Annotated in this window: 14 protein-coding genes; 8 read left to right on the top strand and 6 right to left on the bottom strand. The window is 70.9% G+C overall.

Going from position 1 to position 13,225, the window contains the following annotated elements:
* Positions 1-240: 240 nt before the first annotated feature.
* Positions 241-384 (bottom strand): hypothetical protein, encoded by a 144-nt coding sequence (locus BM140_RS26730; protein ID WP_483127898.1) that lies wholly within the window; start codon positions 382-384, stop codon positions 241-243.
* Entirely contained in the window at positions 359-1,069 is a 711-nt protein-coding gene (locus BM140_RS26725; protein ID WP_483127900.1) for a hypothetical protein, read from the bottom strand. Before BM140_RS26725 ends, BM140_RS26730 begins: the two co-directional genes overlap by 26 nt.
* On the opposite strand from BM140_RS26725, the gene BM140_RS26720 reads away from it, so the two are divergent.
* Positions 1,037-1,285, top strand: coding sequence for a DUF1236 domain-containing protein (locus BM140_RS26720; RefSeq protein ID WP_483127899.1), 249 nt, complete (start codon positions 1,037-1,039; stop codon positions 1,283-1,285). The two genes, BM140_RS26725 and BM140_RS26720, sit on opposite strands and share 33 nt — an antisense overlap.
* A 194-nt stretch (positions 1,286-1,479) precedes the next feature.
* Positions 1,480-2,208, top strand: a complete 729-nt coding sequence (gene lexA / locus BM140_RS08135; protein WP_091943881.1) for a transcriptional repressor LexA — start codon at positions 1,480-1,482, stop codon at positions 2,206-2,208.
* On the opposite strand, the gene BM140_RS08130 is transcribed toward lexA, so the two are convergent.
* Positions 2,202-4,445: a ComEC/Rec2 family competence protein gene (locus tag BM140_RS08130; RefSeq protein ID WP_091943878.1), complete on the bottom strand. Its 2,244-nt coding sequence runs from the start codon at positions 4,443-4,445 to the stop codon at positions 2,202-2,204. The two genes, lexA and BM140_RS08130, sit on opposite strands and share 7 nt — an antisense overlap.
* Positions 4,446-4,593: 148 nt before the next feature.
* On the opposite strand from BM140_RS08130, the gene gltX reads away from it, so the two are divergent.
* From gltX to BM140_RS08105, 6 genes are all read left to right on the top strand, one after another.
* Positions 4,594-6,018, top strand: a complete 1,425-nt coding sequence (gene gltX, locus BM140_RS08125) for a glutamate--tRNA ligase (protein WP_091943875.1) — start codon at positions 4,594-4,596, stop codon at positions 6,016-6,018.
* Positions 6,019-6,232: 214 nt separating this feature from the next.
* Complete coding sequence (gltA, locus tag BM140_RS08120) at positions 6,233-7,522, top strand: citrate synthase (RefSeq protein ID WP_091943873.1); 1,290 nt, start codon at positions 6,233-6,235, stop codon at positions 7,520-7,522.
* Positions 7,523-7,711: 189 nt separating this feature from the next.
* Positions 7,712-8,611: an MBL fold metallo-hydrolase gene (locus tag BM140_RS08115; protein WP_091943870.1), complete on the top strand. Its 900-nt coding sequence runs from the start codon at positions 7,712-7,714 to the stop codon at positions 8,609-8,611.
* Between the two features lie 17 nt (positions 8,612-8,628).
* Complete coding sequence (locus tag BM140_RS08110; protein WP_244535348.1) at positions 8,629-9,102, top strand: DUF2243 domain-containing protein; 474 nt, start codon at positions 8,629-8,631, stop codon at positions 9,100-9,102.
* Positions 9,099-9,239 carry a hypothetical protein gene (locus tag BM140_RS25790; RefSeq protein WP_165616420.1) on the top strand — a complete coding sequence of 47 codons (141 nt, stop codon included), beginning with the start codon at positions 9,099-9,101 and terminating at the stop codon, positions 9,237-9,239. Before BM140_RS08110 ends, BM140_RS25790 begins: the two co-directional genes overlap by 4 nt.
* 108 nt (positions 9,240-9,347) lie before the next feature.
* Positions 9,348-9,509 (top strand): hypothetical protein, encoded by a 162-nt coding sequence (locus BM140_RS08105; RefSeq protein ID WP_244535347.1) that lies wholly within the window; start codon positions 9,348-9,350, stop codon positions 9,507-9,509.
* Positions 9,510-9,518: 9 nt separating this feature from the next.
* On the opposite strand, the gene BM140_RS08100 is transcribed toward BM140_RS08105, so the two are convergent.
* Genes BM140_RS08100 through BM140_RS08090 form a run of 3 tightly spaced genes read right to left on the bottom strand, consistent with a single transcriptional unit; the run spans position 9,519 to position 12,909 of the window.
* Positions 9,519-10,580, bottom strand: a complete 1,062-nt coding sequence (locus tag BM140_RS08100; RefSeq protein ID WP_091943862.1) for a sensor histidine kinase — start codon at positions 10,578-10,580, stop codon at positions 9,519-9,521.
* Entirely contained in the window at positions 10,577-11,023 is a 447-nt protein-coding gene (locus BM140_RS08095) for a response regulator (RefSeq protein ID WP_056245595.1), read from the bottom strand. Before BM140_RS08095 ends, BM140_RS08100 begins: the two co-directional genes overlap by 4 nt.
* Positions 11,024-11,025: 2 nt before the next feature.
* The gene (locus BM140_RS08090; protein WP_091943859.1) at positions 11,026-12,909 is read right to left on the bottom strand and encodes an MHYT domain-containing protein; all 1,884 of its coding nucleotides are present in this window, start codon (positions 12,907-12,909) and stop codon (positions 11,026-11,028) included.
* Positions 12,910-13,225 lie beyond the last annotated feature (316 nt).

Here is a 13,225-nt window from a genome sequence, read left to right as displayed (position 1 = left end):
TCTTGTGGGGCTGCGGTTCTCTCCGAAGGCCGCCGGGCCCATGCTCCGAGCGGCGGGCCCGCCGCGACGGCTGTCTCACGCGAGACAGGAACGCACATCCTGCCACGCCACCGTCCCCCACCGGCACTTCAAATATTGATCTATGATCGTCGAAATGTCGGCAAGATCAGGCTCGGTCGATGCTGGTCGCGTGGGCCGACACGGCAACTACGCCGGCTCACGGCCACGTTCGTCCAGTCATTACGCGGAAAACGCGAGCGATTCGCGGAACGGTTTGTCCGCACCGGCCGTTGCGAGGCCGGTTTCGACGCTGTGGGCAGCGTCGCGTAGGGGACGGAAGCGAACCATGAGCAAGTTCTTACGCAGCACGGCGACGGCGGCCATCCTCGTGCTCGGCGCCGCGACGGCCTTCGCGCAGGGCGGCCCTGGGGGCGGTGGCGCCGGCGGTGGCGCGGGTGGCGCTGCCGGAGGTGGTGCAGGCGGGGGCGCCGGGATGGGTGCCGGAGGTGCGGGCGGCGGCGCGGGTGGTCCCGGCGGCGGAGCCGGCGGTGGCGGCGCGATGCGCGGCGGCGAGGCCGGCGGCGCGGGCGGTGCAGGCGGCGCCATGCGCGGCGGTGAAGGCGGTGGCGCGGGCGGTGCCATGCGCGGCGGCGAAGGCGGTGGCGCCGGTGGCGCCGGTGGCGCGATGCGCGGCGGTGAGCCGGGCGGCAAGGGCGCGGCGGGCGAGCGCGGCGGCAAGGACGCCGCGGGTGAGAAGGGCGGTCGTGACGGCGCCGAGCGCGGCGGCAAGGATGCGGCCGGCGAGAAGGGGGCCCGTGATGGTGCCGAGCGCGGCGAGCGCGGCGGCAAGGATGCGGCGGGCGAGCGTGGAGGCCGTGACGGCGCCGAGCGCGGCGAACGTGGCGGCAAGGACGCGGCCGGCGAGAAGAGCGGTCGTGACGGGGCCGAGCGCGGCGAACGCGGTGGCCGGGATGGCGCTGCCGACCGGGGCGGCCGCGGCGGCAACGTCTCCGAGGCCCGCGGCGCCTCGCGCAGCCTGAGCAGCACCCAGCGCACCGAGTTCCGCCAATCGATCACCAGCACGAACGTCACGCGGGTGACCAACGTGAATTTCGGGCTCAGCGTCGGCACGGCGATCCCGCGCTCGATTACGCTCCACACGCTGCCGCCGGCGATCGTGACCCTGGTGCCGGCCTATCGCGGCTTCCGGTTCATCCTGGTCCGCGACGACATCGTCATCATCGATCCCGACACCTACGAGATCGTGGACGTGATTCCCGCCTGATCCAGTTCCGGATCCGCACGAGGGGCGGTGGAGCTTCGGCTCCGCCGCCCTTTTCTTTTGACGTTTCGAGCGTCCGCGCAGCACCGAAACGGCCGAGCGCGCCCTTGCGGAACAGGTGGGGAACGTCTAGCCTGTTCGCGATTTGTTTTTCGTGATCGGGCCGCGCTTCGGCCGCGTTCGACTTCAGGTGCCGCATGCTGACCCGCAAGCAACTCGAACTGCTCCAGTTCATCCAGGCCCGGATGCAGGAGAGCGGCGTGCCGCCGTCCTTCGACGAGATGAAGGACGCCCTCGATCTCAAGTCGAAGTCCGGCATCCACCGTCTGATCATGGCGCTGGAGGAGCGTGGCTTCCTGCGTCGCCTGCCGAACCGCGCCCGTGCCCTGGAAATTCTTCGCATGCCCGATGCGCCGGCCGCCAAGCCGGCCGCTCCCGCCTCCGAGCCGCGCCGCTTCACTCCGAGCGTGGTCGAGGGTGGGCTCGCCGGCAAGCCGCCGGCCCCGAAGGCGCCGTTGCTCCAGGCTCAGGACGGCGAGGGTCGCCCTGTGATCGTGCCGGTGATGGGCCGCATCGCCGCCGGCACGCCGATCTCGGCGATCGAGAGCCAGAGCCACACCATCGCGATGTCGCCGGACTTCCTGGCTGGGGGCGAGCATTACGCGCTCGAAGTGCGCGGCGACTCGATGATCGAGGCCGGCATCCTCGACGGCGATCTGGTGGTGATCCACAAGCAGGAGACCGCCAATAACGGCGACATCATCGTCGCGCTCATCGACGACGAGGAGGCCACGCTGAAGCGTCTGCGCCGCCGCGGTTCCTCGATCGCGCTGGAAGCCGCCAACCCGGCCTACGAGACCCGCGTGCTCGGGCCCGACCGGGTGCGCATCCAGGGCAAGCTCGTCAGTCTAGTGCGCCGCTACTGAGGCAGATCGGGCGCGGGCTCGGTCGGCTCGGCGGCTGCCTCGGTGTTGGCGGCGGGTGGAGTCGCGGGCGGTCCCGTAGCGGTCCGCTCCTGCCAGGGCTTGGGCGAGCCGGCGCCGCGGGCGGTGACGACTTCGGGGCCGGTCGGTCCGAGGCAAATCGCGGTGGCGCCGTGCGCGCTGAGATGGGCACGGTCGATCCGCAGCGGCGCGGCGCAGCCCGACGGGGCCGTGAGGCGGCTGATCAGGATGTCGGCGCGGGCGCAATCCTCGGCGAAGGCGCGCTTGTCGGTGACCAGGGCGACCTTGCGCCCGTCGGGGGCCGCCATGGTGCAGCCGAGGCGGTCGCAGCGGATACCGGGGCCGCCGTTCACCGCCGCGGCCCGGCGGTCATCGCCGTCGGCCTTGAGCCACTGCTCCAGCACGAAGCCCGGCGGGCGCCCGAGTACGGCCAGCCGCCCATCCGCCCCACGGAGCGCCGCCCCGGCGCCGTCGCGATCGATGTAGAGATCGAAGCGCGACGGGCTCGCCGCAAGAGCGAGGCCCAGCGCAGCGGGCAGGACGGCGAAGACTCGCAGGCGCGAGACCGGCAGCGTTGCGACGAGCAAGGCCAGCGCCAGCAGCGTCAGCGCCCCTGTGCCGAAAGCCGGCAAGACCACGTTGGCTTGGCCGAAATTCGCGATCCAGGTGGAGATGTCGAGCATCCCACGGACCGCCAACCCCATCAGCCACCAGACCGGTTTGTCGAGGGCGAAGGGATAGGCCAGCATCCCGACGACCGCCGCGGGCATCACCGCGAGCGAGACCAGCGGCAGCGTCAACGCGTTGCCGACGAGGCCGAAGGGCTGCACCGTTTGAAAGTGATAGGTCGCGAAGGGCGCGGTGGCGATCTGCGCGACCAGCGTCGTCGCCAACGTGCCGACGCTGACCGCCATAAGCCATGATAGCGCGCGGGTGAGCCATGAGCCCCCCTCCCGGGCAAACAGCCGCCCGTCGAGGAGCGGGGCGCAGGCGATCAACCCGGCCACCGCCCCGAACGACATCTGGAAGCTCGGGCCCAGCAGGGCCTCCGGCTCGCGGGCGAGCGCGATGATGGCGGCGAGCGCGAGGTTGCGCATGCTGAGCGCCGGACGATCGACCAGGATCGCGCCGAGCATCACCAGCGTCATGATAAGGGCCCGTTCGGCCGCCACGTCCCAGCCGGAGAAGGCGCAATAGGCCGTCACGCCGAGCATCGCGGCGCCCGCCGCGACCTTCTTGATGGGGAAGGCGAGCGCCAGGATCGGCACCAGGGCGAGGCCCGCCCGCACCAGCCAGAACACCACGCCCGCGGCCAGCACCATGTGCAGTCCGGAGATCGAGACCACGTGGTAGATGCCGGCCGCCCGCAGCACGGCGTTCGTCTCCTCCGAGATCAGCCCGCGTTTTCCCGTCACCAGGGCGGCGGCGACCGCGCCGGCCTGCCCGCCGATCGCCTCGGTGATGCGGCGGGTGAGCGTGTTGCGTGCCTCGTCGATCGAGGCCGCGAGACGGAGGTCGGTCGCGAGCGGCACGGTCTGCGGCACGATTTCCACCTTGCCGGTGAGCGAGCCGACCGCGCCGATGCCGCGGAAATAGGCGTCCCGGGCGAAGTCGTAGCCGCCGGGCCGCGCGGCTTCCGGCGGCGGCAGCAGGCGGGCGGTGGCGCGGATGGCGTCGCCCGGCCGAACGACCTGCACGGTCCGGTAGGAGACCCGCACCCGCCGCGGGCGCGCGGCTTCCGCGAGATCGCCGAAGCGCTCGACCCGCACGATCAGCCGGGCGCCGCCTTCGCGCTCGTCCAGGGCCTCCACGGTCCCGGCGAGCGGGGCGATGGTGGTGCGCGCGAGCACCGGCCCGGCCACCGACGCCACGCGCCAGACGCCCGCGGCGAATCCCAGGAAGGCGGCGGCGAGGCCGAGCATCAGCGCGAGCCCGACCGGCCGCGCCCGCAGCAACGGCGTCGATCCGAGGCAGAAGCCTGCCGCGATCAGGGGCGCGGCGAGGGACGGCGCCCCGTCGGTGGCGGTGAAGAAGACGAGGATGCCGGTTCCGAAGGCGACCGCGAGCCAGGGAAACAGCCGCCGCTGCTCCGCCTCGCGGGCGAGCCCGCCGCGCAACTCGGCCGTGGCGATTTCGAAGAGCCGTGCGGGGGCGGGGAGCCGGCCGGCGGCGAGCGCGGGCAGCGCGCCCCGCACCGCCCTGCCGCCGTCCTTCGCCATGGTGCCGCCTGCCCCGCTTCCGGCGCGGTGCCAACCTGCGCGGCACCGATGACGATTCCTTAACGCATCCGCATCCTCGTGCTACACGCCCGCGACAGAGCGGCCGCGGCTGCCCTCCCGAAATCCCAGGTTTTCCAAGAAAAGATCGATGTCGGCACCCGTCGTCACGCGCTTCGCGCCCTCGCCCACGGGCTATCTCCATATCGGCGGCGCGCGCACGGCCCTGTTCAACTGGCTCTACGCCCGCCGCTTCGGCGGAAAGATGCTGCTGCGGATCGAGGACACCGATCGCGAGCGCTCGACGCAGGGAGCCATCGACGCGATCCTCGACGGGATGCGCTGGCTCGGCCTCGATTGGGACGGGGAGGTGATCTACCAGTTCGCCCGCGCGGAGCGCCACCGCGCGGTCGCCGAGAGCCTGCTGGCCTCGGGCAACGCCTATCACTGCTTTGCCACCGCCGAAGAGCTGACGCAGATGCGCGAGACCGCCCGCGCCGAGGGCCGGGCGCCGCGCTACGACGGGCGCTGGCGCGACCGCGATCCCTCCGAGGCGCCGGCCGGCGTCAAACCGGTGATCCGCCTGCGCGCCCCGCAGGAGGGCGAGACCGTGGTCGAGGACGGCGTGCAGGGCCGCGTCACCTGGGCCAACCGCGACCTCGACGACCTCGTGCTGCTGCGCTCCGACGGCACGCCGACCTACATGCTCGCCGTCGTGGTGGACGACCACGACATGGGCGTGACCCAGATCATCCGCGGCGACGACCACCTCACCAACGCCGCCCGCCAGAGCCAGATCTACCGGGCGCTCGGCTGGGACGTGCCGGCCATGGCCCATATCCCGCTGATCCACGGGGCGGACGGCGCCAAGCTGTCGAAGCGCCACGGGGCGCTCGGCGTCGAGGAGTACCGTGACCGCGGCTACCTGCCCTCGGCCCTGCGCAATTATCTCGTGCGCCTCGGCTGGAGCCACGGCGACCAGGAGATCTTCTCGACCGAGGAGATGGTCGCGGCCTTCGATCTCAAGGCGATCGGCCGCTCGGCGGCCCGCTTCGACTTCACCAAGCTGGAAAGCCTCAACGGCCTCTACATCCGCGGCAGCGAAGACGCGGCCCTGGCGGATGCCATCGACGCGATCCTTCCGGCCCGCGGCCCCGAGCGCGGCTTGCCCCCACACCTGACGCCGGAACTGCGCGATAAGCTGATCGCGGCGATGCCGGGGCTGAAGGAGCGCGCCAAGACCCTGGTCGAACTCCTCGACAGCGCCTTCTACCTCTACGCCCCGCGCCCGCTGGCGCTCGACGCCAAGGCGGAGGCCCTGCTCGCGGGTGACGCCCCGGAGCGGCTGCGCGGCCTGATTCCCGCACTCGAGGCCCTGCCGGAGTGGAACGCCGCCTCCACCGAGGCCGCAGTGCGCCGCTTCGCCGAAGAGGCCGGGGTCAAGCTCGGCCAGATCGCCCAGCCTCTGCGGGCGGCGCTGACGGGGCGGGCCACCTCGCCGCCGGTCTTCGACGTGCTGGCCGTGCTCGGCCGCGACGAGTCGCTGGCGCGCCTGCGGGATCGCATCGCGGGCTGACGCCGGATCGTTGCGCTGCCGGTGACAAATCGGCCCGGTTCTCGCATCTGCGAAGGACGGCTGGCACCCGCCCGTTGATGGGCGGGAGCCGATCCGCTAACCCGGAGTTCCAGTGAGCAGGCGCAGCTTTCCGCTGCGGCGCCACAACGGACCGGGAGGCGGCTTCGGCTTCCGGTTCGGTGCTGTCCCCGTCGCGAGAAAGGTCCGCGTTCCCATGAGCGCTTCCGCCAGCACCATCATCGTGGGCGACAAACACGTCGATCTCCCCGTCAAGTCCGGCACCATCGGCCCCGACGTGGTCGATATCGGCAAGCTCTACGCCCAGACCGGCAAGTTCACCTTCGATCCGGGCTTCACCTCGACCGCCTCCTGCGAATCGAAGATCACCTATATCGACGGCGACGAGGGCGTGCTGCTCTATCGCGGCTACCCGATCGAGCAGCTCGCCGAGCAGGGCGACTTCCTCGAGACCGCCTACCTGATGCTGTTCGGCGAGTTACCGACCGCCGCCCAGAAAGCCGATTTCGACTACCGGGTCACGCGCCACACGATGGTGCACGACCAGATGAACCGCTTCTTCCAGGGCTTCCGCCGCGACGCCCACCCGATGGCGGTGATGGTGGCCTGCGTCGGCGCGCTCTCGGCCTTCTACCACGACTCGACCGACATCTCGGACGAGAACCAGCGCATGGTCGCGTCGCTGCGCATGATCGCCAAGATGCCGACGCTCGCCGCGATGGCCTACAAGTACACCATCGGCCAGCCGTTCGTGTATCCGAAGAACGACCTCGACTACACCTCGAATTTCCTGCGGATGTGCTTCGCGGTGCCGTGCGAGGAGTACGTCATCAATCCGATCTACGCCCGCGCGCTGGACAAGATCTTCATCCTGCACGCCGACCACGAGCAGAACGCCTCGACATCGACGGTGCGGCTGGCCGGCTCGTCCGGCGCCAACCCGTTCGCCTGCATCGCCGCCGGCATCGCCTGCCTGTGGGGGCCCGCCCATGGCGGCGCCAACGAGGCGGCGCTCAAGATGCTGATGGAGATCGGCCACCCCGAGAACGTGCAGAAATACGTCGCCAAGGCTAAGGACAAGAACGATCCCTTCCGCCTGATGGGCTTCGGCCACCGGGTCTACAAGAACTACGACCCGCGCGCGCGCATCATGCAGAAGACCACCCACGAGGTGCTGAACGAACTCGGGCTGAAGGACGACCTCCTCGAGGTCGCGGTCCAGCTCGAGCAGATCGCGCTCAAGGACGAGTACTTCATCGAGAAGAAGCTCTACCCGAACATCGACTTCTATTCGGGCATCACCCTGAAGGCGCTGGGCTTCCCGACCTCGATGTTCACGGTGCTGTTCGCGCTCGCCCGCACGGTCGGCTGGATCGCGCAGTGGGCCGAGATGATCGAGGATCCGTCCCAGAAAATCGGTCGCCCGCGCCAGCTCTATGTCGGCCCGGACCGTCGGGATTACGTCGCCATCGGCCAGCGCGGCTGATTCTTTTCTTCTTGCGACTTTGCCGTACCGGCCCTGGGGGTCGGTACGGCGGACGGATTCGACCCGGCGCACGAACCGGCGCTGCGATACGATCACCCTCTCAAACTTTCCGTCGGGAACTTGGCCGCCCGATCCTCGCCTTCCCCGGCATGACGGCGCCCCACGCGCCGCCTGCGGAAGGAGACGGCCGTGGCGCAGCAGATCCCGATCGACCCGCAGGCCCGGGCCGACGATCCCGCCGCGGATGCCGCGCGCGGCGATCAGACCCACGCACTCGCGCCCGATCTCGCCTATCGCCGCCTCGTCCTCGTCAACGTCGTCTTCGTCGGTGAGCCCGGCGCGGGCGACCGCGGCTGGGTGCTGGTCGATGCCGGCATTCCGGGTTCGGCGCCCGCCATTCGCGCGGCGGCCGAGGCGCGGTTCGGCCAGGGTGCGCGCCCAGCAGCCATCGTGCTGACGCACGGCCATTTCGACCATGTCGGCGTGCTGGAGACACTGGCGCGGGAATGGGACGCTCCCGTCTACGCCCACGCGCTGGAGCGGCCCTATCTCGACGGGAGCGCGGCCTATCCGGCGCCGGATCCGAGCGTCGGCGGCGGGCTGATGGCGCGGATCGCGCCGCTCTATCCCACCAGCCCGGTCGATGTGTCGGACCGCCTGAAAATCCTGCCGGCGGACGGCAGCGTGCCGCCCATGCCGGGCTGGCGCTGGCTCCACACGCCGGGTCATTCGGTCGGCCACGTCTCGTTCTGGCGGGAGGCGGACGGCAGCCTGATCGTCGGCGATGCCTTCGTGACGACGGCGCAGGAATCGGCCTACGCCGTCGCGACCCAGGCGCCCGAATTGCACGGGCCGCCGATGTACCTGACCCTCGACTGGCCCGCCGCCGCCGCCTCGGTGCGTGCGCTCGCGGCACTGAAGCCGGAGCGCGCCATCACCGGCCACGGCCGTCCGCTCGAAGGACCGGAGCTGCGGCGGGGGCTCGATGCCCTGGCGCAAGATTTCGAGCGCGTCGCCGTTCCGGAGGGCGGGCGCTACGTGGAACACCCAGCCCGTGCCGCCGACGGCTCGGCCTATCGCGCGCCGTGACAATGACCGCGCCAGGGGTGCCCACGCGGGGCGGATCGTTCCCGATCGCCGCCGGGGTGCTGTTCGGGCTCGGCCTCGGCGGCTTCTTCGACGGCATCGTGCTGCATCAGCTGCTGCAATGGCATCACATGCTCAGCTCTTGGTACCCGATCGATTCGATCGAAAACCTTGAGCGCAACACCCTGTGGGACGGAATCTTCCACAGCGGCACCTATGTCTTCGTCGTGCTCGGCCTGTTCGTGTTGTGGCGGCGCGCCCATCGAAAACATCTGCGTTGGTCGAACCGGGCGCTCATCGGCAGCCTGCTCATCGGCTGGGGGCTGTTCAACCTGATCGAGGGGTGGGTCGATCACCAATGGCTCGGCGTGCATCACGTCAACGAGCGGGTCGATCGGGCGCACTGGATTTACTGGGATCTCGGCTTCCTGGCCTGGGGGCTTGCGATGCTGGGGGGCGGCCTCCGGCTCCTCCGGCGGGGGAGGGCGGCATGAGCGGTGCCCGCCTCCTGCCTTGGCTTGGGCTCGCCGCTGCGCTCAGCCTCGCGACGATGCCGGCGTGGCGGGTGATGTGGGTGGGGGCGAACCCGAGCGTCGAGCAACTGCTGGCCCTGCGCTGCGCACCGCCGTGAGGGTTGGCTCGGAGATCCGCGCCGGTCGGCGCGGGAACGTTGTCCGTAGCGCTGACCGGCGGGCGAGCGGAGGATGGCGTGGAAATGGCCGGTCGAGAGGAAACACCCGTGAGCGAACCCACCAAACCCGGCGACGAAGCCCCGCCCGGCGCACCCGGCACCGGCGAGAATCTCTGCAGGTCCTGCGGCGGCTCGGGTCGGACCGAGGGCGGTGAATGCCCGGATTGCAAGGGCACCGGCAAGGTCACTACCGGGATCGGTGGCGGCTAAGGGCGCCGGTCAGGCCTGGAACGACAGCACCGCCCGCGTTCCGGAGATGCCCGGCGCGTAGGTCAGCGCGGAGCGTAGGTTCGAGGCCATGGCCCGGATGATGCGCGAGCCGAGGCCGGTGCCCTTGGCCGCGCCCTCGCCGGTCCAGCCGATGCCGTCGTCCTCGACGGTGAGGGAGAGGGTGTCGGCATCCTGCCGCTCGACGGTGACGCGGATCTCGCCCGAGGCCTGCGCCGGGTAGGCGTATTTGTAGGCGTTGGTGACGAGTTCGGTCACGACGACGCCGAGCGACACCGCCTTGTCGGTGGCGAGCCGGATCGGCTCGGCCTTGAGCCGGATGGCGTGGTCCCGGCCCGAGGCCTTCATGGCGAGCTGAAGCTCCTCCACGAGGCCGCTGAGATAAGCGTCGAGTTCCACCGCCTCGACGTCCTGCGAGGTGTAGAGCCGACGGTGGATGCCGGCGATGGCCGAGATGCGCGCCTGCATCTCCTCCAGGGCTTCCTTGGCCGCCGGATCCTTGACCGCGCTGGTCTGCATCCGGGCCAGCGCCGCCACCAGGGTCAGCGAATTGGCGACGCGGTGGTTCACCTCGCGCAGCAGCAACTCGGCCCGGTCCCGGGCCTCGCGCACGGCGGCCTCGGCCCGCTCCTTGTCGCGGCGCAGGGCCTCGGCGCGCAGGGCCGTGTCGACCGCCTCGCCCAGGAGCTCGCGGAACTGGCCCTGGACGTCCTTCCAGACGTAATCGACGGCGCCGGCCTTGAGCGCGGCGACGGCGACGCGGCTGTCCTCGGAGCCCGTCACGTAGACGACCGGCGGGGCCTCGGGCAGGGCGCGGATCTCGGGGAGCAGGTCGAGCCCGGTCTGTCCCGGCATGTGATGGTCGAGGGCGACGAGATCGATCCCGCCCTGGCGCAGCCGCGCCAGCCCGGCTTCCCCGTCGAGGACGACCTCGACCGCGTAGCCGCGCGTCTGCAGCGCCCGCTGCACGAGGCGGCCGAGGCCCGGATCGTCGTCGATGTAGAGGATGCGGCCAAGGGTCGAGGCCGCGGCCGGGGCGGGGGCTTCGGTCATGGGTTCTCGGGCACCTGCATCACCGAAAAGAACAGCCCGAGCTGGCGGATCGCGTTCGAGAAGCCTTCGTAGTTGACCGGCTTGGTGATGTAGACGTTCGCGCCGAGATCGTAGCAACGCTGGATCTCGCGGGCGTCGTCGGTCGTGGTCAGCACCACCACCGGCGAGCGGCGGGTATGGGGATTGGCCTTGACCCGCTCCAGGATGTCGATGCCGGTCATGTCCGGCAGGTTAAGGTCGAGCAGAACGAGGAGGTGGCGCCGCGCGCTCACCTCGCCGGAGCCGTCGGGCCCGAGCAGGTATTCGAGCGCCGAGGTGCCGTCGCGGAACGGCACGATCTCGTTGTTCACGCCCGCGCGGCGGATGTTGCGCTCGATCAGGCGGGCATGGCCCTCGTCATCCTCGATCATCACGATGCAGACGGGGTGCATGGGTGTCTCCATCGTCATTCGGCGGCCAGCCGCGTCGCGGGGGGCTCCGGCCGATTGGCTGTAGCGGTCCCGCGGGGCAGCGTCACCGTGAAGGTGGTGCCGGTACCCAGCTTCGAGGCGAGTTCGATGCGCCCGTCGAGCGCCCGCACCAGGGCCTTGACGTGAGCGAGCCCGATGCCGTCGCCGGGCTGGTCCTGCTGGCCGGAGCGGCGGAACAGCTCGAATACGCGGGCATGGTCCCGCTCTGCGATGCCGCGGCCGTTGTCGGCGACGGTGAAGCGCACCCGGTTGCCCGGCGCGGGTCTCGCCGCGATCTCGATCAGGCCCGGCCGGGCGGGGTCGAGATATTTCAGCGCGTTGTCGATCAGGTTGCCGAAGATCTGCTCCACCGCGAGCCGATCGGCCGTGATGGTCGGCAGATCGGACGCCACGCTCACGCGGGCGCCCTTCCGCTCGGCCTGATGGCGCTGCGCGTCGACGATGCCTTGCAGGAAGATGCTCATGTCGAGGGGTTCGGCATCGAAGCGGCGGCGGCCCTCGCGCGACAGCTTGAGGATCGCCGCGATCAGCCCTTCCATCTTGGTGATGGCCGCGCCGATGAAGCCCAGCGCCTCGCCCATGTCGGTGTCGATGCGCTCCGCCTGCGGATGGCCCTGGAGCGCCGCGCGAATGTCCGCGCGGGTCTCCTGCAATTCGCTGGTGAAGCCCATCACGTTGACGAGAGGCGCCCGCAGATCGTGGCTGACGATGTAGGCGTAGCGCTGGATCTCCTCGTTCGATTCGCGCAGCTCGGCCTCGGCCTCGCGCTGCTCGGTGATGTCGGTGTGGACGCCGACCCATTCGCGGATCGAACCGCCCTCATCGAGGACGGGGATCGCCCGGATGGCGAAGTGGCGCCACGTGCCGTCCTTCGCCCGCACCCGGTGCTCGTGGATGAAGGTGCGCCGCTCGGCCACCGTCCGGTTCCATTCGTCGATGCTGGACTGCCGGTCGTCGGGGTGGACCGCCTCGGCCCAGCCGTAGCCCTGATACTCGGCCCGGGTCTGGCCGGTCAGCGCCGCCCAGCCCGGCTGCTCGCCGGTCATGCGGCCGGTGGGGTCGTTGGTCCAGAGCACGCCGCGCACCGCCTGCACCGCGGCGCGGAAGCGCTCCTCGCTGGCGCGCAATTCGCCGCCGATCCGCTGCTGGTCGATCGAGGCGGCGAGGATCGCCAGGAACAGGATGACGAAGGTCGCGCCCGCCACCGCCAGCGCGAGGTTCTGCTGGTCCACGCTGGTGGCGGCGATGTGGGCGGCGTGCGCTCCGGCTTCCTCCGCCGTGACGGTCGCCGCGGCCATCCCGGTATAGTGCATGCCGGCCACCGCGGCGCCCATCAGGCAGGCGGCGCCGAGCCGCTGCCACGGACTGCCCGGACGCACGGTGAGCCACAGGGCGGCGGTGGCCGCCACGATCGCGATGGCGACGGAGAGGATCACGATGCCGGAGCTGAAGGCGAGGTTGCCGTGCACCTGCATCGCCGCCATGCCGGTGTAGTGCATCGCGGCGACGCCGAGCCCCATCAGCGGGCCGGCGACCAGGACATCCCGGTCGCGCGCGCCGTCGCGGGCGACGTAGCCGAGCGCCGCGCCGGTGAAACCGACCGCGATGGCGAACGACAGGACGGTGAGCCCGAGATGGTAGGTCGCCGGCAGGCCCATCTCGAAGGCCAGCATGCCGACGAAATGCATCGACCAGATGCCGCCGCCCATCGCCAGCGCCGCGCCTCCGAGCCAGACGAGCCGCGCCGTCGGGACCGCCCCCCGCACCCGCCCGCCCAGATCCAGGGCGGTGTAGGAGGCGAACACCGCGATGGCGATCGACAGGGCGACCAGCGCCGGATTGTAGCCTGTGGGGACCATCGTCTCGGGTTTCGGGCGCGTGCCGGATGCGCCGCCTCAGGCTACCCGGTCACGGCGGGGGGCGCCATCGCCTTCGGCATTTTCCTTCCCTTTCGTCGCGGCGCCAGAGCGTCCGCGCGGCGGCCGGTTTCGGTCCACCGCATCCGAGCGGCAAGGTTAACCGAATGTTGAGCCATGGGGGTCAAGGTCCGTCCCGGAGCGATCCCGCTCCGGAGGGGTGAACCGTGGAGCAGGCAGCCGAACCGGTCCGCCCTTCGAGCGCGCCGCCGACCCGACAGGCCGGGCCCTCCGACGCCGTCCCCCTCGCACGACCGGT

Source organism: Methylorubrum salsuginis (assembly GCF_900114375.1).
Taxonomy (GTDB): domain Bacteria; phylum Pseudomonadota; class Alphaproteobacteria; order Rhizobiales; family Beijerinckiaceae; genus Methylobacterium; species Methylobacterium salsuginis.
The sequence above is the reverse complement of the archived record's forward strand: the minus strand, read 5'-3'. Positions and strand labels throughout refer to the sequence as shown.